The organism is Mesorhizobium sp. B2-8-1 (assembly GCF_006440955.1).
Classification (GTDB): domain Bacteria; phylum Pseudomonadota; class Alphaproteobacteria; order Rhizobiales; family Rhizobiaceae; genus Mesorhizobium.
The window spans coordinates 84954-104352 of sequence record NZ_VFTX01000010.1; the positions used below are offsets into that span (position 1 = coordinate 84954).

17 protein-coding genes and 1 tRNA gene are annotated in these 19399 nt (G+C 64.9%); 14 read left to right on the forward strand and 4 right to left on the reverse strand.

The window, feature by feature from the left end; genetic code table 11:
• Positions 1-156 precede the first annotated feature (156 nt).
• Entirely contained in the window at positions 157-1578 is a 1422-nt protein-coding gene (locus FJ428_RS23355) for a coniferyl aldehyde dehydrogenase (RefSeq protein WP_140880337.1), read from the reverse strand.
• 190 nt (positions 1579-1768) lie between these two features.
• On the opposite strand from FJ428_RS23355, the gene recQ reads away from it, so the two are divergent.
• Positions 1769-3610, forward strand: a complete 1842-nt coding sequence (gene recQ / locus FJ428_RS23360; protein WP_140880338.1) for a DNA helicase RecQ — start codon at positions 1769-1771, stop codon at positions 3608-3610.
• A gap of 158 nt (positions 3611-3768) precedes the next feature.
• Here the strand turns inward: recQ and FJ428_RS23365 are convergent.
• Positions 3769-3858: transfer RNA gene (locus FJ428_RS23365), tRNA-Ser, on the reverse strand.
• A 574-nt stretch (positions 3859-4432) separates the two neighbouring features.
• Between FJ428_RS23365 and FJ428_RS23370 the strand changes: the two genes are divergently transcribed.
• From FJ428_RS23370 to FJ428_RS23380, 3 genes are all read left to right on the forward strand, one after another.
• Complete coding sequence (locus FJ428_RS23370) at positions 4433-5101, forward strand: 50S ribosomal protein L21 (RefSeq protein WP_140493007.1); 669 nt, start codon at positions 4433-4435, stop codon at positions 5099-5101.
• Between the two features lie 100 nt (positions 5102-5201).
• The gene (gene rpmA / locus FJ428_RS23375) at positions 5202-5471 is read left to right on the forward strand and encodes a 50S ribosomal protein L27 (protein WP_140493012.1); all 270 of its coding nucleotides are present in this window, start codon (positions 5202-5204) and stop codon (positions 5469-5471) included.
• Positions 5472-5608: 137 nt separating this feature from the next.
• Entirely contained in the window at positions 5609-6196 is a 588-nt protein-coding gene (locus FJ428_RS23380; protein ID WP_181167376.1) for a GNAT family protein, read from the forward strand.
• Positions 6197-6390: 194 nt separating this feature from the next.
• Here FJ428_RS23380 and FJ428_RS23385 read toward each other — a convergent pair whose 3' ends face one another.
• Positions 6391-7260 (reverse strand): endonuclease/exonuclease/phosphatase family protein, encoded by an 870-nt coding sequence (locus FJ428_RS23385; RefSeq protein ID WP_140880339.1) that lies wholly within the window; start codon positions 7258-7260, stop codon positions 6391-6393.
• Between the two features lie 128 nt (positions 7261-7388).
• Between FJ428_RS23385 and obgE the strand changes: the two genes are divergently transcribed.
• The 5 genes from obgE (at position 7389) to FJ428_RS23415 (ending at position 13093) form a co-directional block, all read left to right on the forward strand.
• Entirely contained in the window at positions 7389-8420 is a 1032-nt protein-coding gene (obgE, locus tag FJ428_RS23390) for a GTPase ObgE (RefSeq protein ID WP_140649958.1), read from the forward strand.
• 7 nt (positions 8421-8427) lie between these two features.
• Positions 8428-9567: a glutamate 5-kinase gene (gene proB, locus FJ428_RS23395; protein ID WP_140662944.1), complete on the forward strand. Its 1140-nt coding sequence runs from the start codon at positions 8428-8430 to the stop codon at positions 9565-9567.
• 3 nt (positions 9568-9570) lie between these two features.
• Positions 9571-10857: a glutamate-5-semialdehyde dehydrogenase gene (locus FJ428_RS23400; protein ID WP_140880340.1), complete on the forward strand. Its 1287-nt coding sequence runs from the start codon at positions 9571-9573 to the stop codon at positions 10855-10857.
• A gap of 248 nt (positions 10858-11105) precedes the next feature.
• Complete coding sequence (locus tag FJ428_RS23410) at positions 11106-11693, forward strand: nicotinate-nucleotide adenylyltransferase (protein WP_140554968.1); 588 nt, start codon at positions 11106-11108, stop codon at positions 11691-11693.
• A gap of 101 nt (positions 11694-11794) precedes the next feature.
• Complete coding sequence (locus FJ428_RS23415; RefSeq protein WP_140662823.1) at positions 11795-13093, forward strand: MFS transporter; 1299 nt, start codon at positions 11795-11797, stop codon at positions 13091-13093.
• Here the strand turns inward: FJ428_RS23415 and FJ428_RS23420 are convergent, their stop codons facing one another.
• Complete coding sequence (locus FJ428_RS23420) at positions 13094-13945, reverse strand: mechanosensitive ion channel domain-containing protein (RefSeq protein WP_140554892.1); 852 nt, start codon at positions 13943-13945, stop codon at positions 13094-13096.
• Between the two features lie 242 nt (positions 13946-14187).
• On the opposite strand from FJ428_RS23420, the gene rsfS reads away from it, so the two are divergent.
• From rsfS to FJ428_RS23445, 5 genes are all read left to right on the forward strand, one after another.
• The gene (gene rsfS, locus FJ428_RS23425) at positions 14188-14565 is read left to right on the forward strand and encodes a ribosome silencing factor (protein ID WP_135902362.1); all 378 of its coding nucleotides are present in this window, start codon (positions 14188-14190) and stop codon (positions 14563-14565) included.
• Between the two features lie 84 nt (positions 14566-14649).
• Positions 14650-15132 carry a 23S rRNA (pseudouridine(1915)-N(3))-methyltransferase RlmH gene (gene rlmH, locus FJ428_RS23430; protein WP_140517517.1) on the forward strand — a complete coding sequence of 161 codons (483 nt, stop codon included), beginning with the start codon at positions 14650-14652 and terminating at the stop codon, positions 15130-15132.
• A 167-nt stretch (positions 15133-15299) separates the two neighbouring features.
• A complete protein-coding gene (locus FJ428_RS23435; protein ID WP_140662830.1) occupies positions 15300-16679 on the forward strand; it encodes a murein hydrolase activator EnvC in 1380 nt (459 codons plus the stop codon).
• 1 nt (position 16680) lies between these two features.
• Entirely contained in the window at positions 16681-18012 is a 1332-nt protein-coding gene (locus FJ428_RS23440; protein ID WP_181165202.1) for a S41 family peptidase, read from the forward strand.
• A gap of 198 nt (positions 18013-18210) precedes the next feature.
• Positions 18211-19386, forward strand: a complete 1176-nt coding sequence (locus FJ428_RS23445; protein ID WP_140880341.1) for a divergent polysaccharide deacetylase family protein — start codon at positions 18211-18213, stop codon at positions 19384-19386.
• The last annotated feature ends 13 nt before the right edge of the window (positions 19387-19399 follow it).

Consider the following 19399-nt stretch of genomic DNA (forward strand, 5'->3'; position numbering starts at 1 on the left):
GGTCTGTTGCCTGGGCGCTTGCGCGCCGCGGTACTCGAAACGTGGCCGCAGGAAATGGAGCCTGCCGAATCATGGTGAAGATAGGCTTAACGCGCGGACGCCATGTGATAGCGCCGCCATGTGATCGCGTCGCCGGCGGCGGGCGCCGCACGGCGTTCAAGTGATGTGCCTGAGCAGGCCGAAAAGCCGTTCGAAGGTCCTGCCATAGGGCGGACGCAGAAGGCTCCCCGCGCTCAAGCGCGACTGCAGGAAAACCGGCTTCACCTTGCTGAAGGTGCGAAAGCCCCATTCCCCGTGATAGGCGCCCATGCCGCTGGCGCCGACGCCGCCGAAGGGTTGGTTCTCCTGCACCAGATGCAGCATGCAATCGTTGATGGTGACGCCGCCGGCGATGGTCTCGTGCAGGATGCGTTGCTGGTTGCCGCCGTCTCGCCCGAACCAGTAGAGCGCCAGCGGCCGGTCGGCCCGGTTGACATGGGCGATGGCGTCGTCGATCCCGGCATATTCGAGGATCGGCAGCACCGGCCCGAAAATCTCTTCGCGCATCAGCCGCAGGTCGGGATCGGCGTTCCTGACCAGGGTCGGCGGCAATTTGCGGCCTGCGGCGCCGAACGCCTCGCCGGCCGGGTTGATTTCGATGACATCGGCGCCGGCGTCTCGGGTCTCCGCGATCATGGCCCGCAGGCGCTGATAATGCCGGTCGCTGACGATGGCGGTATAGTCCGGATTGTCGCGCAGGCTGGGGTAGAGCTTCGCCATAGCCGCCGCGAGTTTCTCTGCCACGATGCCTGACTGTCCCTTGGGCACCAGCAGGTAGTCCGGCGCGATGCAGGTCTGCCCGGCATTGAGGAGCTTGCCATAGGCGACGCTGGCCGCCGCCGCATCGAGGTCGCATGAGGGGTCGAAGATTGCCGGCGACTTGCCGCCGAGTTCCAACGTGACTGGAGTGAGGTTGGCCGCGGCGGCCAATGCGACCTCGCGGCCGACGGCCGTCGAACCGGTGAACAGCAGGTGATCGAAAGGCATCGACACGAAAGCCTTGCCGACCTCCGCGTCGCCGGTGATGATGCCGAGTTCGTCCGGTGCGAAATGCTCGGCGGCCAGGCGCGCCAGCAGCGCTGAAAAGGCGGGCGTCAATTCGGAGGGTTTGACCAGCACGCGATTGCCGGCGGCGAGCGCCGCGGTGACCGGCGCGACGGCGAGCTGGAAAGGGTAATTCCAGGGCGATACGATGCCGACGACACCGAGCGGCTGCGGGACGAGGCGGTTCCTGCCCGGCAGAAACGGCAAGGTGGTGGCGACGCGGCGTTCCCGCATCCAGCCTTTCAGGTGAGACAGCGCGTGGCGGATGCCGGCCCGCACCACGAACAGCTCGGCAAGGCGGGTCTCATGCGCCGAGCGGCCGCCAAAGTCGGTGTCGATCGCAGCGCAGATGTGAGCCTCATGCTTTTCCGTGAGCGCCAGCAGCCGGGCGAGGCGATCCTTGCGGACATCGAGGCCCGGAAAGGGCTGCGCCTCGAATGCGGCGCGCTGCTGCTTGAAGCGTTCGCCGAGAGCATCCTGTCTGGTCTGCAGCATCGCTCTCTCCCTGGTCGTCCCGGGCAAGCTTACATCGCAGCACGTGAGGGAATCCAGCAGGGGTGCTGATGTCGCAGGGGAAGGCGCGAATTGGAGCCGGTGGACATGCCACCCCGCGCATCCACGGATAGCGTTCCGGCGATCTTCGCTTTAAGAACGTTGCCTCAGCCAAACCGGGGACCATTGCGAGATGCCAATATCGACGGCAAGTGTTCCGCCGGATGCACCACACCGCAAGCAACGCGTGCTGAAGGACGTGTTCGGCTTCGACGATTTTCGTCCCGGCCAGGCCGAAATCATGGACGCGCTGCTGGGCGGACGCCATGTGCTGGCCGTCATGCCGACGGGTGCGGGCAAATCGCTCTGCTACCAGGTTCCGGCGCTGGTCCTGGGCGGCCTTGCGATCGTCGTCTCGCCGCTGGTGGCGCTGATGCAGGATCAGGTCGCGGCGTTGCGCCTTGCCGGCGTGGCAGCCGATACGATCAACTCCTCGATCGAGCGCGAGGCCAATGTGGCGGCATGGCGCCGTGTCGCCTCCGGCCAGACGCGCCTGCTCTACCTCGCGCCGGAGCGGCTGATGACGGAGCGGATGCTCGAGGCGCTGGCCAGGCTCGACGTCAGCCTGATCGCCATCGACGAGGCGCATTGCATCTCGCAATGGGGTCCGGCGTTCCGGCGCGAATATGAGGATCTGTCGCGGCTGCGCTCCATTTTCCCGCAAGTGCCGATCATCGCGCTGACGGCGACGGCGGACGAGGCTACCCGCATCGATATCGAAGCGCGTCTGTTCGCCGGGCGCGCCGAAACCGTGGTGCTGGGTTTCGACCGGCCGAACATCAAGCTTGCCCTCGAGGCCAAGCAGGACAGCAAGCGCCAGTTGCTGCGCTTCGTCGAGCGTCACGCGGGCAAAAGCGGCATCGTCTACTGCCTGTCGCGCAAGAAGACCGAGGAGATGGCGGCTTTTCTCGAGAAGAACGGCGTGACCGCGCTCGCCTATCACGCCGGGATGAGCAAGGAGGCGCGTGAGGCGAACCAAAACGCTTTCATGACGCTCTCCGGCGTCGTCATGGTGGCGACCATCGCCTTCGGCATGGGCATCGACAAGCCCGACGTCGCCTATGTCTTCCACACCGACCTGCCGGGCAGCCTCGAAGCCTACTATCAGGAGATCGGCCGCGCCGGCCGCGACGGGCGGGCAGCCGAGGCGCATATGCTCTACGGGCTCGGCGATATCCGCATGCGGCGCCTGTTCATCGACGACGAAGAATCATCACCTGAACACAAGAAGCGCGGGCATCGCCGGCTCGATACGTTGATCGGCTATTGCGAGGCGGTACAGTGCCGCCGGCAGATCCTGCTCGGCTATTTCGGCGAACAGGCAGCGCCCTGCGGCAATTGCGACAACTGCCTCGACCAGGCGCCGCGCGCCGATGGCGGAGCGGAAGCGCGGATCATCCTGACGGCAGTCGCGCAGACCGGCGAGCGCTTCGGCGCCGCCCATGTCATCGACATACTGCTCGGCCACGAGACCGAGAAAGTACTGGCGAGAGGCCATCAAACGCTGACCAGTTTCCGGGCCGGCGCGGCGCATAGGAAAACGGTCTGGCTGTCGCTTATCCGGCAACTGGTCGCCGGCGGGTTCCTTGTGCCGGATCCGGACGGCCATGGCGGCCTCGCCATTTCCGAAAGCGGCCGCGCCCTCGGGCGCGGCGAGGTTGCGTTCCATTATCGCGTCGAGATGCGGGACCCTCTCGCGCGCGGCAGGAAGCGTTCCGGGGAAAGCTCCGCCGCCAGCGCCGAGGGTGTGGATGCATCGCTGCTGGGCGCGCTCAAGGCGCTGCGGCTGCGGCTGGCCAAGGAGCGGCAGGTGCCGGCCTATGTCGTGTTCTCGGACCGCACGCTGATCGACATGGCCGAACGCCGCCCGCGCGACCTCGACGCGTTCGCCGAGGTGAATGGCGTGGGAGCGGCAAAGCTTAGGGAATTCGGGGAAATTTTTCTGGGCGCAATCGCGGGACATCATCCGAATTGAGCTGAACCGGTTGGCGCGTCACGCCCAGGCTACAGCGGGTAAACTGTCACGCATGTCTCCGGGCTGTACAGAAGCAGAAATGGCGGAGACAACGAGAGAAAATTCGAACCCGCCCGCTGACTGAACCGATCCTGCGAAGCTCGAAGAGCGAAGCAGGATGGCGGAGAGGGAGGGATTCGAACCCCCGATGGGCTTGCACCCATGCCGCATTTCGAGTGCGGTGCATTCGACCACTCTGCCACCTCTCCGCGGTCATGGTCAGCCGTTGCCGGCGCGGCGCACTAGATAACGGCTGAACGGGCAGGTTACAAGGCCAAATCGGCCGGAAACTCAGCTTGCGTCAGAGGCTGGCCCGGAGCGACGCCGTCCCGACCGCGGTAGACGATGCCGGACACTTCGCCGGCCAGCAATCCGGCCAAGATTTCGAACTCGGGTTAACGAGGCCTGAGGACGCCAGTCCGGCAGTGCCGGCGACCTCCTAATAGGAATTTTTTCTTGACGGGGTGAAGGCAACTATGGTAGATATCTGGTCATGGTGCTGAGTTGCGCCAGGGACCCGCCGCACAGGCGGGTTTTTCCGTTCAAGGCTCCATCACCAGCGCCCCGACGAAGGCTCCGAAGGAACCCGTTAGCCCGGATTCGTTGCCCTGAGAATCTGGCCGTTTGCCTTGACTCGCGACAAACCTTCGGTTAGGGACAGCGCGCAATCGGCGTGGAGGGTTCTTCCGCGCCGCTTGTTTTTTGAACCCGCAGACTGACAAAAAGACGGCCGAACCGCCACAGGCGGTTCATCGAGGCCGACCGAACAGCGAAAGGAAAAAAATGTTCGCAGTCATCAAAACGGGCGGCAAGCAGTATCGCGTCGCCGCCAACGATCTCCTGAAGATCGAAAAAGTCGAAGCCAATGTCGGCGACATCGTCGAGATCGGCCACGTGCTCGCGCATGGCGAGGGCGAGAATGTCACGTTCGGCGCGCCGTTCGTCGACGGCGCGGTCGTCACCGCCGAAGTCGTCGAGCAGGGCAAGAACCGCACGGTCATCGCCTTCAAGAAGCGCCGCCGCCAGAATTCGCGCCGCAAGATCGGCCATCGCCAGTTGCTGACCACGGTCAGGATCTCCGAGATCCTGCTGGGCGGCGCCAAGCCGGCCAAGAAGACCGCTGCCAAGGCGGAAGCCAAGGCCGAGGTAGCCGCCGACGCGGCGCCGAAGGAAGCCAAGGCCAAGAAGGACGCCCCGAAGGAAGAGGCAAAGGCCGAGACCGCGGCAGCGCCGCTGTTCAAGGCGCCGAAGGGCGAGCCGGACGATCTGACCGTGATCAAGGGCATCGGCCCGGTCGCCGCCAAGGATCTCAACGAACAGGGCATCATCACCTTCGCGCAGCTCGCCAAGCTGACTGAGAAGGATGTGGCCAAGATCGACGAGAACATGCCGTTCAGCGCCGACCAGATCAAGGACTGGCGCGAGCAGGCCAAGGAACTGGCGAAGAAGTAAGGCGAACCGGCGCGAAACGTCGCCGGATCGGACTTGAAACGGAACGCGAACGCGTTCATAAGACCATTCAAGCGCCCCTGGGCGCATCGGAGTTAGTTAGATGGCACACAAGAAAGCTGGCGGCTCGTCGCGCAACGGTCGCGACTCGCATTCCAAGCGTCTGGGCGTGAAGAAGTTCGGCGGCGAAGCCGTCATCCCGGGCAACATCATCATTCGTCAACGCGGCACCACCTGGCATCCCGGCGTCAACGTTGGCATGGGTACCGACCATACGCTTTTCGCGCTCGAAGCCGGCGCCGTGACGTTCAACAAAAAAGCCAACGGCCGAACCTACGTATCGGTCAACCCGATTACCAAAGCAGCGGAGTAGCCGGTTCCGCACCACAACACCGGCAGCCCATCTCGGGAACCGGTGTCTGGAAGCCAGAAGGTTTGGCAAAGCCAGGAAAAGGATCAGGGGAGATGGGTTTCCATCTCCCTTTTTTCTTGTGCCTGGAGGACTTTGACATGGTTGCCGAAGCGGAAGACTCAGAAGACGAAAGTTATGCGATCGATTGCCCGGTGCTGGTCACCGAGCGGCTGGTGATGCGGGCTCCGTGCGAAAGCGACATCGCGCAACTGGTCGAGCTAGCCGACAACCGTCATGTCGCCGAGATGCTGGCGCGCATGCCGCATCCCTATGGCGAGGCCGAGGCACGCGCTTTCCTGGCCATGGCCAAGTCGCGCCGCGCCGGCATCGCCTATGCGCTGACGCTGGCAGGCACTGAAACCTTCGTCGGCTGCGCCGGATTGAACACCACCGACCGCGGACTGGAGCTCGGCTACTGGATCGGAGAACCCTACTGGAAGCGCGGCTTCGCCACCGAGGCGTCGCACGCCCTGGTCGATCTCGCGTTCCAGCGCACAAACATCCAGGTGCTGCATGCCTCGACGCGGGTCATCAATCCGGCCTCGCGCCGGGTGATCCACAAATGCGGCTTCCAGTATGCCGGCCAGGGCATGCTGAACTCGATTGTCGCCGGCCAGGTGCCGGTCGAGCGTTACCGCCTCGACCGGAAGACATGGACCAGCCTGCGCAACTGGGTACATTTTTGATGTGTGCCGATATTCAGGTGAGGCCGGCCTGCAAACGCTGATTTTCTGCGCTTCCGGTGCTCGCGTACTTTAAGTACGCTCCGCTCCGGTTCTCGAAAACCAACGTTTTCGGCTCGGCCTGACCTGAATCTCAGCACACATCGGCGCTGGGCCTCTGGTCAAAGGTTCGGAAAGAATCGTGCATCGATTTGGGCTCAGCCCAGTTCGGCCCATACCGGCAGATGGTCCGAGCCAACAGCCTTTCGGTCGACCCACAGGCGCTTCAGCGACCGGGCAAGCGAGGCGCTGGTGAAGATATAGTCGATGCGCTTGTGGCGGTCGGTATTGCCGGGGTCCTTGGGGTCGACCCAGCTGACGAGATCGTCGCCGGCGACATTGAGGCGCACGGCGGCGTCGACGGCGAAATCAGCGGTCAGCGGCATGCCGAATTCGTGGTCCGGCCGGCCGGCGAGTTCGACATATTCAGGCGATCCGGCCAGCATGTTGAAGTCGCCCATGCCGACGAAGGCCTCGGGATGCGGCAGTTCCGGCAGGCCGATCTCGGCGACGCCGGACAGCGCGCCGCCTTCAAGCGCATAGTTCAACAGGCGCCGGCGCAGGAACTGGATCTGGCTGGCGCGCTCGACCGGGCTGCGGTGATCGAGATGGATGGAATAGAAGCGGATGAAACCAAGCGGCGTCTCGATCAGCGCCTCCAGCGCGCCGCGCTGGAAGTTCATCATCTCGAAGCTGCGGCTGCGCGGCAGGAGCAGGTTGCGCGACAGATGAATGGGCGTCTTCGACAACACCATGTTGCCGAGCTGGAAGGTGGTGGTGATGGCGCGGCCGTTCTCGATGCGCGAGCCGATATTGGCCTCGAAATTGCTGCCGTAGACGGCGAAATAGTCGGGCAGCGCTTCGCCGATCTCGGCGACCATGTCGCGTCCGCCGTTCCTGGGATTGTTGCGGGTGACTTCCTGCAGCGCGATGACGTCGGCGCCGCGCACGGCATCGGCGATGCGCGCGACATCGTACTGCCCGTCAAGGCCGATGCCGTACTGGATGTTGTAGGTTACAAGCTTCATCCGTCATCTCCGGCCAACCCCGCGCGGCCATTGTCATAAAACGGCCTCGCCCTTCGCCGCGCCTTGGTTTAGAGCAAGGCGCAAGGTTTAGAGCAATGCCGCAAGGCCAATAAAGAAACTGCTGTCCGATGAAATTTCTCGATCAAGCCAAGGTCTATGTCCGCTCCGGCGACGGGGGCGCCGGTTCGGTGTCGTTCCGGCGCGAGAAATTCATCGAGTTCGGCGGACCGGACGGCGGCGATGGCGGCCGCGGCGGCGACGTCTGGCTGGAAGCGGTCGACGGGCTGAACACGCTGATCGACTACCGCTACCAGCAGCATTTCAAGGCCAAGACCGGCACCCATGGCATGGGCCGCAACATGACCGGCGCCAAGGGCGCCGACGTCACGCTGAAAGTGCCGGCTGGAACGCAGGTGTTCGAAGAGGACAACGAGACGCTGATCTGCGACCTCACCGTGGTCGGCCAGCGCTTCCTGCTGGCCAAGGGCGGCAATGGCGGCTTCGGCAACCAGCACTTCAAGACCTCGACCAACCAGGCGCCGCGCCGCGCCAATCCGGGTCAGCCCGGCGAGGAGCTCAACATCTGGCTCAGGCTGAAGCTGATCGCCGATGCCGGGCTGGTCGGGCTGCCCAACGCCGGCAAATCGACCTTTCTCGCCGCCGTCACCGCCGCCAAGCCGAAGATCGCCGATTATCCCTTCACCACGCTGCATCCCGGCCTGGGGGTGGCACGCATCGATGCGCGCGAATTCGTCATCGCCGACATTCCCGGCCTCATCGAAGGCGCGCATGAGGGCGTCGGCATCGGCGATCGCTTCCTTGGCCATGTCGAGCGCACGCGCGTGCTGCTGCACCTGGTCTCGGCGCAGGAAGAAAATCCTGGCAAGGCCTACAAGACGGTGCGCGCCGAACTCGAAGCCTATGGCCATGGCTTGACCGACAAGGCCGAGATACTGGCCCTTTCACAGGTCGATACGCTCGATGCGGATGAGCGCAAGAAAAAGATCGCCTCGCTGAAGCGCGCCGCCGGCCGTGCGCCGATGCTTCTGTCGGCGGTCACCGGCGAAGGGGTCGAAGCGGTGCTGCGCGCGCTGATGGCGGTGGTAGCCGAAGCGCGCGACGCGATCGCGGCGCCGGTCGACACGCGCTGGGAAAAATAGCATGACCGTGCAGTCGCTGAAGAAATACCGGCGCATCACCGTCAAGATCGGCTCGGCGCTTCTGGTCGACCGCACCGCCGGGCTGAAGCGCGACTGGCTGGCCTCGCTGGCCGACGATATCGCCGTGCTGGCTCAAGGCGGCGCGGAAATCCTGGTCGTCTCGTCGGGCGCCATCGCGCTTGGCCGTACCATTCTTGACCTGGGAAAAAGGGCGCTGAAGCTCGAGGAGAGCCAGGCGGCCGCAGCCGTCGGCCAGATCGCGCTGGCCGGCGCCTGGTCGGATGCGCTCGGCAAGGGCGGGTTGAAATCGGGCCAGATCCTGCTCACGCTTGGCGACACCGAGGAGCGCCGCCGCTACCTCAACGCCCGGGCGACGATCTCGACGCTCTTGAAGATGGAGGCGGTGCCGGTCATCAACGAGAACGACACCGTGGCGACCTCCGAGATCCGCTATGGCGACAATGACCGACTGGCCGCGCGGGTGGCGACGATGATGGGCGCCGACCTTTTGGTGCTGCTCTCGGATATAGACGGTCTCTACACCGCGCCGCCGGCGCGTGACCCGGAGGCCAAATTCGTCGCAGTGGTCGATCGCATCACGCCTGAGATCGAAGCGATGGCGGGTGCCGCGGCTTCCGAACTGTCGCGCGGCGGCATGCGCACGAAGCTCGACGCCGGCAAGATCGCCACCGCGGCCGGCACCGCCATGATCATTACCTCCGGCACGCGGCTTTCGCCGCTGATGGCGATCGAGCGCGGCGAGCGCGCCACCTTCTTCCGCCCGAGCGCCAATCCGGTGAAAGGCTACAAGAGCTGGATCGCCGGCCAGCTCGAACCGGCGGGAAGGCTGACCGTCGATGCCGGCGCCGTCGGGGCGCTGACATCGGGCAAGTCGCTGCTGCCGGCCGGTGTGAAGCTGGTCAGCGGCAATTTCTCGCGCGGCGATACGGTGGCGATCCTGTCGCCCGAGGGCCGCGAGATCGCCCGCGGGCTGGTTGCCTATGATGCGGCGGATGCCGTAAGGATCGCAGGCCTGAAGACAACCGAAATCGAGACCGTGCTCGGCTACGAGGCGCGTTCGGCGATGATCCACCGCGACGACCTTGTGGTCAGCCTCGCGGGCGACCAAGTAACGGGCGGAGGATGAGCCATGCTGAAGCTGCATGAAAAATCCCGGAACGATACAGTGGCGACGATGGCCGACCTCGGCCGCCGTGCCCGCGCCGCCGCACGACCGCTGGCCATCGCTACGACAGCCGCCAAGAACGCGGCACTTGCCGCCATGGCGGAGGCGATCATCGCCCGCGAGCGAGCCATACTTGACGCCAATGCCATCGACATCGCGAACGGGCATGAAGCCGGCCTGTCGGCGTCCTCCATGGACCGGCTGAAGCTCAATCCAGCCCGCATCCGCGCCATGGCCGACGGCATTCGCGAAATTGCCGAACTCGGCGATCCCGTCGGCGACGTGATCGCCAGTTGGGAGCGGCCGAATGGCCTGCAGATCGAGCGCGTGCGCACACCGCTCGGCGTCATCGGCGTCATCTATGAGAGCCGGCCGAACGTCACGGCGGATGCCGGCGCGCTCTGCCTCAAGGCCGGCAACCCGGTGATCCTGCGCGGCGGCTCGGATTCGCTGAACTCGTCGTCGGTGATCCACGCCTGCCTGGTCGACGGCTTGAAGGCAGCCGGCCTGCCGCAGGACGCCATCCAGCTTGTGCCGACCGCCGACCGCGCCGCCGTCGGCGAAATGCTGAAGGGCCTCGGCGGCAATCTCGACGTCATCATCCCGCGCGGCGGCAAGAGCCTGGTCGAGCGGGTGCAGACCGAGGCCCGCGTGCCGGTCTTCGCGCATCTCGAAGGCATCTGCCATCTCTATGTCGACCGCTCGGCCAAGCTCGACATGGCGGTCGGCATCGCCGTCAACGCCAAGATGCGGCGCACCGGCGTCTGCGGCGCTGCCGAAACGCTGCTGGTCGACCGTGCGGTTGCCTCCACCCACCTGGTGCCGATCCTCGACGCCTTGCGCGCCGCCGGCTGCGAGATCCATGCCGGTGCCGAGGTGCTGAAGCTGTTCTTCGACGCCAAGCCAGCGACCGATGCCGACTGGGTCACCGAATATCTCGACGCCGTCATCGCGGTGAAGCTGGTCGACGGTGTCGCTGGCGCAATCGAGCATATCGAGACTTTCTCCTCCCATCACACCGAGGCGATCGTCGCCGAGGACGCGCAGGCGGTGGAACGGTTCTTCAACGAGATCGACTCGGCGATCCTGCTGCACAATGCCTCAACGCAGTTCGCCGATGGCGGCGAGTTCGGCATGGGCGCCGAGATCGGCATCGCCACCGGCAAGATGCACGCGCGCGGGCCCGTTGGCGTCGAGCAACTGACCTCGTTCAAATACCGCGTGCGCGGCTCGGGACAGGTGAGGCCTTGACGCTTTTCGTCCAAAGGGCCTGAAGCTTGCGCCCAGCCACCCCCCTCTGTCCTGCCGGACATCTCCCCCGCAAGGGGGGAGATCGGCTGACATTTTTGGTTTCGCCGATCTTCAATGCTCCAAGATTTGTGCCTTCACCGAAGCTGCTAATCTCCCCCCTTGCGGGGGAGATGTCCGGCAGGACAGAGGGGGGTGCCTAGCGAATGCTTTCCCTGCTTGAGCAACCTATCCCGTCCAGCTACCTCAAAATGCCGCATGCCGGCAAAGGCCTTGCCGTCGGCCTGTTCGGCGGCTCGTTCAATCCGCCGCATGCCGGCCACGCGCTGGTCGCCGAGATCGCGCTCAGGCGGCTGGCGCTCGATCAGTTGTGGTGGATGGTCACCCCGGGCAATCCGCTGAAGAACACGCACGAGCTGGCGCCGCTGGCCGAACGGCTGTGCCTGTCCGAGAAGATCGCCAAGAACCCGAAGATCAAGGTCACCGCTTTCGAAGCGGCGCATCATGTGCGCTACACCGCCGACGCGCTGGCGCTGGTCAAGGCGCGCAATCCCGGCGTCGACTTCGTCTGGATCATGGGCGCCGACAGCTTGCGCGATTTCCACCGCTGGCAGCGCTGGCGCGAAATCGTCATGACCTTCCCGATCGCGGTCATCGACCGTCCGGGCGCGACGCTGTCGTTCCTGTCGTCGGTCGTGGCCAAGACCTTCGACTATGCCCGCGTCGACGAAGGCGATGCGCCAAGGCTCGCCCGCATGAAGGCGCCCGCGTGGACCTTCATCCACGGCCCGCGCTCGTCGCTGTCGTCGACGGCTATCCGCGAGCAGGCGAAGGGCTGATCGGTACGCACAGCGCCCTTTCTTCGCAAGGAGGAAGGCAAGTCCGGCAATGTCGCTTTTGCGGCGGCCTTTCGTCATCGAATGGATGATCTTGCGCTGATATGACCACTCTCGTGAAAAGCCAAACCGAAACGGAACCGAGGCACGGCGACACGCCCACGCCGCTGATCGCGATTGCCAGCGTCGTGGTGTCGATGGCGCTGATCGCCATCGGCAACGGGCTGATGTTCGCTTACATCCCCGTCCGGCTCGGCGTGGAAGGCTTCGATCCGACCTGGGCCGGTCTGATCGTCACCGGTCTGTCGGCGGGTGGTCTCGCCGGCTGCATCCTGACCGGACCGCTGGTGCGCAGGGTTGGCCATGCCCGTGCCTTCATGGTGCTGTCGGCGCTGATCGCGCTGTCGAATGCCGCAATCGGCGCCGGGCCGCACCCCCTGTTGTGGATCGCGGCGCGCGCTCTCTACGGCTTTGCCATATGCGGGCTTTTCATCGTCGCGCAGAGCTGGCTCAACGATGCCGTGGCCAACGCCATACGCGGCAGGGTAATGGCCGTCTTCTACGTCGCCTATGTCGGCGGGCTCGGCATCGGCTATGCGACGCTGGCGCTGGTCGACATCAGGACGGCGGATGCATCGCTGATCGGCATAGCCTTCACCGCGCTATCCATCCTGCCCGTCGGGATGACCCGGCTGGCCCAGCCGCCGGCGCCGCAGGCGGCATCGGTGGCGCTGCGCCGGGCCTGGCGGATTTCGCCGGTCGGCGTCGCCGGCATGCTGGCGGTCGGTGGCCTGTCCATGTCGATTTCCGGTTTTGCGCCGATCCACGCCACCGCGAAGGGGTACAGCCAGGCCGACGTGGCGCTGCTGCTTTCGGTGATGCCGCTGGGCACGCTGATCCTGCAGGTTCCGCTCGGCTGGATTTCCGACCGCACCGATCGCCGCTATGTGCTGGTCGCGGCATCCGCGATCGCCGCGGCGGCAGGGATGTTTGCGCTCGGCTTCGACGGCGGTACGCTGGCGGTGCTGCTGGTGATCTATGTGATGTGGGACGGCGCCTCGGAATCGATCTACTCGTTGGCCAGTGCGCACGCCGCCGACCGCGCCGGCAAGGACGACATGGTGGCGCTGTCGAGTTCCTTGTTGTTTGCCTGGTCGCTGTCCGGCTTCATCGTGCCGGGCATCGTGACCGCGCTGTCAGCCGTCTTCGGCACGCAGGCCTTCATCTATGTAACAGTGGTCATCGCCTGCATCTTCTGCCTGTTCGTGCTTTTGCGCGTGTTCACCGCGCGGCCGGTGCCGGCAACCGAAACCGGCAGCTTCGCGCCGATGACGGCGCAAGCGCCATTGCCGGTGGAACTCGCCTTCGCGCCGGACGAACAGCACCGGCACAGGGGCGATTGACTATTGCCGGCGGGTTTCCGGCGCCGGGGCCTGCGGTGGCGGCAGCGGGATCGATATGCGTTCGCGGTCGAATTCCTGCTTGGCCCGCTTGGTGAGATCGGCCTGGGCGGCGAAGAAATCCACCGATGATGTCCAGTAACGCAAGGTGATCGAGACGGTGCTTTCGCCCAATGCCGCGACAAAGGCGGTCGGCGCCGGCTCACGCTTGACGCGGCGCTCGGCGGCGGCGATCGCAAGCAGCGTCTTCTGGGCGCGGTCGATGTCGTTCCAGGAGCCGATCGAGAGGGTGATGTCGCCGCGCCGCACGCCGTTGCGCGAAAAATTGCGCACCGGCTGGTTCCACAGCGTCGAGTTGGGCGCCAGGATGTAGACGCCTTCGGCGCTCCGGAGCTTGGTGGCGAAAAGGCCGATTTCCTCGATCGAGCCGGCAATGGACCCGACTTCGACGGATTCGCCGATGCGGAACGGCCGCAATGCCAAAAGCATGATCCCGGCGGCAATGTTCTGCAGCGTGCCTTGCAGCGCCAGGCCGATGGCCAGGCCGATGGCGCCGATCGCGGCGATGATCGAGGCCGTCTGCACGCCGAACTGGCCGAGCACCATGATGACGACCAGGACGAGGATGGCATAGCGGACGATCTTGGAAAAGAAGTGCCGCAGCGTCTGGTCAAAGCCATGGATGTGGCCCAGGCCGGCAAAAATCGAACGCTCGGCAAAGCCGGCGACGATGTAGCCGACAACCAGAAGGATGACGGCGCCGACCGCCGAAAGGGAATAGGAGACAATGAGCGCGCTGAGCTGAGAGAGCCCCGCCTGCACGGTCAGGAGGGCATTTTGCGGGTCGATCGGCATAATGGGATTCCGGTTGATCAATCAGCCGATAACCCCTGCGGAACGCCTGGGTTCCGATCTTTTGCGTGTCGCGCGGAACAAGCGGAGCCTCAATGAGTTCGCATGGAAGCGGGGCTCCGTCTTGAAACTGCAACGGAACTCTGCCTATCTAAGCGGTGTCACCCGCTTTCAGGGGTGATTTGGTTGTTCTTGCTGCGAAAGGAAATACACTGAGAACAGCACTGCGGAAGAAGGCCGACATCGTGCCCTCGCCGGCCGGGATCAGCGTAAACGACGCCGTGTCCCGCGCCATCAAGACAGTCCTTGCCAGTCTGGAAGACTCCAAGGCCGAAAACATCGTCTCAATCGACATTCAGGGAAAATCGAGCCTCGGCGACTACATGGTCGTCGCGTCGGGTCGATCGCACCGTCATGTCTCGGCTGTTGCCGATCATCTCCTCAAGGCGTTGAAGGATGCCGGCCTCGGCACGGCGCGTGTCGAGGGGCTGTCCGGCGCCGACTGGGTCCTGATCGATTCAGGCGACATTATCGTCCATGTCTTCCGCCCCGAAGTCCGCGAATTCTACAATCTCGAAAAGATGTGGCAGGCGCCGGACCTCGAGGAAGAGACCTTGCACTGAGCCGGTTGGTTTGGATGCGTGCCGTGGTTCCTGGCCCATTGACGATTTTCGGGCGACACGCATCGGCGGCCCTCTGAGGCGAGGATGAAGATTACCGTTCATGCCGTGGGCCGGATGAAAAGCGGCCCCGAGAGAGAACTCGCCGACCGCTATTTCGAGCGTTTCTCCAAGAGCGGCCCGGCTGTCGGCCTCGAATTCTCCGGCATCGCCGAGATCGCCGAAGGCCGCGCCCAGAACGCCGATGAACGCCGGCGCGATGAAGGCGCAAGGCTGCAGGCGCAGTTGCAGCCCGGCTCGGCGCTGATCCTGCTCGACGAGCGCGGCAAGAACCTGTCCTCGGAAGATTTCGCCGGCCGCATCGGCCAATTGCGCGACGCTGGCCGCAAGGCGCTGGCGCTGGCCATAGGCGGCGCCGATGGCCACGATCCGTCGTTGCGCGCCCAGGCCGAGCTGGTGATGTCTTTCGGTGCGCTGACATGGCCGCACCAATTGGTGCGGGTGATGCTGGCAGAGCAGCTCTACAGGGTCTCGACGATCCTGTCCGGCCACCCCTATCACAGAACCTGAAGGTCGCATCGCACCGAATTCCGCCCCAATGCCGCGCAAGATCACGGCTTCGGGCCGGCTTTCCCTATTTTGCTCACCGGTGTGCGACACCGCTGCACAGTTTTGGGCGATGCGCATTAATATGGTTGATGGTTCGTTAACGAAGCCGCAGATAGAGTCCATCCCGCATGGCTGAAGGCTGGAAATCGACGACGGGCTCATCGACAGCGGGCTCCTGGCGCGCGCGCTGCGGCATCGCGGCGGCGGTGGTCATCCTTTCGCTCAATGCCGCATGGGCCGAGAACACGCTCGACATGGCCCCCGATCCGGACCAGAGCCGCGCCGAATACGAACAGATCTCCAAGGAGATAAGCCTGTCGTCCGAGCGGCTGGCCAAGCTGGCCGCCGACATCGCCGCGGTCAAGAAGGACCACGCCTCGATCACCGCCGCGCTGATCCAGTCGGCAATGACCGAGCAAAAGCTTGGGCAGGACATCGAGGACATCGGCGCCAAGCTGGAGGGGCTGAAGACCCAGCAGCAGAAGATCCGCGCCTCGCTGATGGCGCGGCGCGACGTGCTGGCGGAGGTGCTGGGCGCATTGCAGCGCATGGGGCTGAACCCGCCGCCGGCGATCCTGGTCAAGCCGGAGGACGCGCTGTCGTCGGTGCGCAGCGCCATCTTGCTTGGCGCCGTGGTGCCTGAATTGCGCCAGCAGACCGACAGGCTCCTGGCCGACCTCAAGGAGCAGACACGAGTGACGGCCTCGATCGAGGCCGAGCGGGCACGGCTGACGGCGGCAGTCGGCGAGCAGACTGCGGAAAAGAAGCGGCTCGGCATGCTGCTGGAAGCCAAGCAGAAGCTCGAAGCCGACACGCAGGCGCAGTTGTCGGCCGAGCGACAGCATTCCGAGGCGCTCGCGGCCAAGGCCAGCAGCCTGAAGGAATTGATCGCCTCGCTCGAAGCCCAGGCCGAACGCAACCGCAAGGCCGCGGATGCCGCAAAGGCCGCGGAGGCCGGCCAAGCCGGCGGCGACAAGGCGGGCGGCGACAAGGCGGGCAGGGATAAGGCGGGCGGCGATATGACGGCGTCGCTGCCGGTTCCCGAGGCCAACCGGCTTGCCGCTGCGGCACCCTTCTCGGCGCTGCAAGGACAGATCGCGCTGCCGGTCATCGGCCGCATTAAACGCCGGTTCGGCGCCGAAGACGGTAACGGCGCGGTGATGCTTGGGGACATGGTTGCGACACAATCGGGCGCCATCGTCACCGCACCGGCGGATGGGAATGTGCTTTATGCGGGGCCGTTTCGCTCCTACGGTCAACTCTTGATCCTGAATGCCGGCGACGGTTATCATGTCGTCTTGGCGGGGATGAGCAGAATCAGCGTCGCAACCGGCCAATCAGTGCTCGCAGGAGAGCCGGTCGGTGCGATGGGAGAGGCCCGGGTGGCAAGCACCTCGGCTTCGAAGAATGGAAATGCCACGCCGGAGCTCTATGTCGAGTTCCGCAAGGATGGAAAACCCGTCGATCCGGCCCCATGGTGGGCGGACCGTTTTTCTGGAAGGACGTGAAATGATGCGGAAACTGTCGCTTCTGTTTGCCGGTGCGCTGATGGGCGCGTCCGCCATGAGCCTGGTCTATGGCGCGCCCGGCTCGGCAGCGAACGCTGCGGGGTCGGAGACCTACAAGCAACTGGCGATCTTCGGCGATATCTTCGAGCGCGTGCGGGCGCAGTATGTGACGCCCCCCGACGACAAATCGCTGGTCGAGAACGCCATCAACGGCATGCTTGCCTCGCTCGACCCGCACTCCTCGTACATGAACGCCGAGCAGGCGCAGGACATGCGCGTGCAGACCAAGGGTGAATTCGGCGGCCTCGGCATCGAGGTCACCATGGAGAACGATCTGGTCAAGGTGATTACGCCGATCGACGATACGCCGGCCGCCAAGGCGGGCGTGCTGGCAGGCGATTACATCGCCAAGATCGATGGCGAGGAGGTTCGCGGCCTGACCCTGAACGACGCGGTCGACAAGATGCGCGGCCTGGTCAACACGCCGATCAAGCTCACCATCCTGCGCCAGGGCGCCGACAAGCCGATCGAGCTGACGGTGGTGCGCGACATCATCAAGGTCAAGGCGGTCAAGTTCCGGGTCGAGAACGACATCGGCTACATGAAGATCACCTCCTTCACCGAAAAGACCTATGACGACCTCGAGAATGCCATCGACACCATCAAGAAGCAGGTGCCGAACGACAAGCTCAAGGGCTATGTGCTCGATCTGCGCCTCAATCCCGGCGGTCTGCTCGATCAGGCGGTAAGCGTATCGGACGCCTTCCTCAACCGTGGCGAGATCGTTTCGACGCGCGGCCGCGATCCCAAGGACGTTACCCGCTTCGACGCCAAGTCCAAGCAGGTCGACGATATCGGCGGCAAGCCGCTGATCGTGCTGGTCAATGGCGGATCGGCCAGTGCGTCCGAAATCGTCGCTGGCGCGCTGCAGGACCTGCGCCGCGCCACGGTGGTCGGAACGCAGTCCTTCGGCAAGGGTTCGGTGCAGACCATCATCCCGCTTGGCGAGAACGGCGCGCTCAGGCTGACGACGGCGCTCTATTACACGCCGTCCGGCAAGTCGATCCAGGGCAAGGGCATCACGCCCGACATCAAGGTCGACCAGCCGCTGCCGCCGGAACTGCAGGGCAGGGACCTGACGCGCGGCGAATCCGACCTCAAGGGCCACATCAAGGGTGCCGACGAGAGCTCGACCGGTTCGGGCTCGGCAGCCTATGTGCCGCCGGATCCGAAGAACGACCTCCAGCTCATCTATGCCGAGCAGCTTCTGCGCGGCCAGAAGACCGATCCGTCCTTCCCGCCCAATCCGCAGAAGGCTGTCCTCAACCAGTAACAGGTGGCGGCCAACAACGGGTCTGGCCGCCCGATGGAAGCAATGCGATGCTGCCGGGACCGAAAGGTTCCGGCAGTTTGATTCGGGGGTAACGCGAATCCCTCGATACAGGGCGCCAGGGGTGCGCCGGGGTTGAAGAATTCGCGCATGTCTCTTCGAAAGGTTCCATGTTCGAAGCCATGCGGACGGGGACAGGGCTTGGCTGATATCGGCAAGGACATCGAACGACCGCTCGGACTGACTGTCCGTCCGCCGCGCGCCGCCGGCAAGGTCAGCGTGGGTGCGCTCGTGGCTGCGTTCGTCGTGCTGGCCGTTGTCGGCGTCTCCGGCGCGATCGCGCTCAGGGACAAGCCGTTTCGCAAGCCGCAGGAAGTCGCGGTTTCGACGCCGAAAGTGGTGCCGGAGCCGACCGCTGCGCCGTCCGCTTTGGCGCCGGTCACGACGCCAAAGGCGGAAATGCCGGCCAAGGCTGGGGGCCCGCAGATCATCCATGTGCAGACAGAGGAAGGCGATGGTCCGCCCAAGGCGGCAATCGTCATCCGCGATCCGTCGACCATCGGCCAAAACCTGAAGATCGCGCATATTCCCGACAGGGCGCTGATCGAGGCCGGCGATGCCGGCCCCTTGCCGGTGCGCGCCGCAGACGGCCGGCGGCCCTTCGATGTCTACGCGCGGCCGTGGTCAGGCGCGCGCGGCGCCCGCGTGGCGATCGTCATCGGCGGGCTCGCGGTTTCACAGACCGGCACCCAGGCGGCCATCGCCAAGCTGCCGGCGGAAGTGACGCTGGCGTTCGCGCCGCAAGGCAACAGCATCGGCCGCTGGATGCAGGCCGCCCGGCAGAGCGGCCACGAGATCGTCATGCAGGTGCCGCTCGAACCGTTCGACTATCCCAATGTCAACCCCGGGCGCAACACGCTGACGGTGGCGGCGAGCGCGGAAGAGAACCTGAAGAACCTGCGCTGGGCACTGTCGCGGACGACGAACTATACCGGTGTCATGAACTATATGGGCGCGCGGTTCTCCGCTGACCCGGCGGCAATGGAGCCCTTCATGGCCGAGCTCGGCAAGCGCGGACTCGCCTATATCGACGACGGCTCGTCGGCGCGCAGCCTGGCGCCGGATCTGGCGCTGAAGGACGGCGTGCCCTTCGTCGCCGGCGATACGGCGATCGACGCCGTGCAGGATCGCGGCGCCATCCTGAAGAAACTGGACAGCCTGGAGGCGACCGCCCGTGCCAAGGGCACCGCGGTCGGCATCGGCTCCGCTTTCGACCTGACGGTCGACACGGTGTCGTCATGGGTGGCCGAGGCCAAGAAACGCGGCATCGAGATCGTGCCGATTTCAGCGGTGGCGATCGATCCGCAAAAGGGTTAGCCACCGGGAAACA

Bases quoted from the DNA above. Each gene is read 5' to 3' on its own strand.
- FJ428_RS23355 (WP_140880337.1), bottom strand. From the start codon at position 1,578: ATGCTGCAGACCAGACAGGATGCTCTCGGCGAACGCTTCAAGCAGCAG.
- recQ (WP_140880338.1), top strand. From the start codon at position 1,769: ATGCCAATATCGACGGCAAGTGTTCCGCCGGATGCACCACACCGCAAG.
- FJ428_RS23370 (WP_140493007.1), top strand. From the start codon at position 4,433: ATGTTCGCAGTCATCAAAACGGGCGGCAAGCAGTATCGCGTCGCCGCC.
- rpmA (WP_140493012.1), top strand. From the start codon at position 5,202: ATGGCACACAAGAAAGCTGGCGGCTCGTCGCGCAACGGTCGCGACTCG.
- FJ428_RS23380 (WP_181167376.1), top strand. From the start codon at position 5,609: ATGGTTGCCGAAGCGGAAGACTCAGAAGACGAAAGTTATGCGATCGAT.
- FJ428_RS23385 (WP_140880339.1), bottom strand. From the start codon at position 7,260: ATGAAGCTTGTAACCTACAACATCCAGTACGGCATCGGCCTTGACGGG.
- obgE (WP_140649958.1), top strand. From the start codon at position 7,389: ATGAAATTTCTCGATCAAGCCAAGGTCTATGTCCGCTCCGGCGACGGG.
- FJ428_RS23400 (WP_140880340.1), top strand. From the start codon at position 9,571: ATGCTGAAGCTGCATGAAAAATCCCGGAACGATACAGTGGCGACGATG.
- FJ428_RS23410 (WP_140554968.1), top strand. From the start codon at position 11,106: ATGCCGCATGCCGGCAAAGGCCTTGCCGTCGGCCTGTTCGGCGGCTCG.
- FJ428_RS23415 (WP_140662823.1), top strand. From the start codon at position 11,795: ATGACCACTCTCGTGAAAAGCCAAACCGAAACGGAACCGAGGCACGGC.
- FJ428_RS23420 (WP_140554892.1), bottom strand. From the start codon at position 13,945: ATGCCGATCGACCCGCAAAATGCCCTCCTGACCGTGCAGGCGGGGCTC.
- rlmH (WP_140517517.1), top strand. From the start codon at position 14,650: ATGAAGATTACCGTTCATGCCGTGGGCCGGATGAAAAGCGGCCCCGAG.
- FJ428_RS23435 (WP_140662830.1), top strand. From the start codon at position 15,300: ATGGCTGAAGGCTGGAAATCGACGACGGGCTCATCGACAGCGGGCTCC.
- FJ428_RS23440 (WP_181165202.1), top strand. From the start codon at position 16,681: ATGATGCGGAAACTGTCGCTTCTGTTTGCCGGTGCGCTGATGGGCGCG.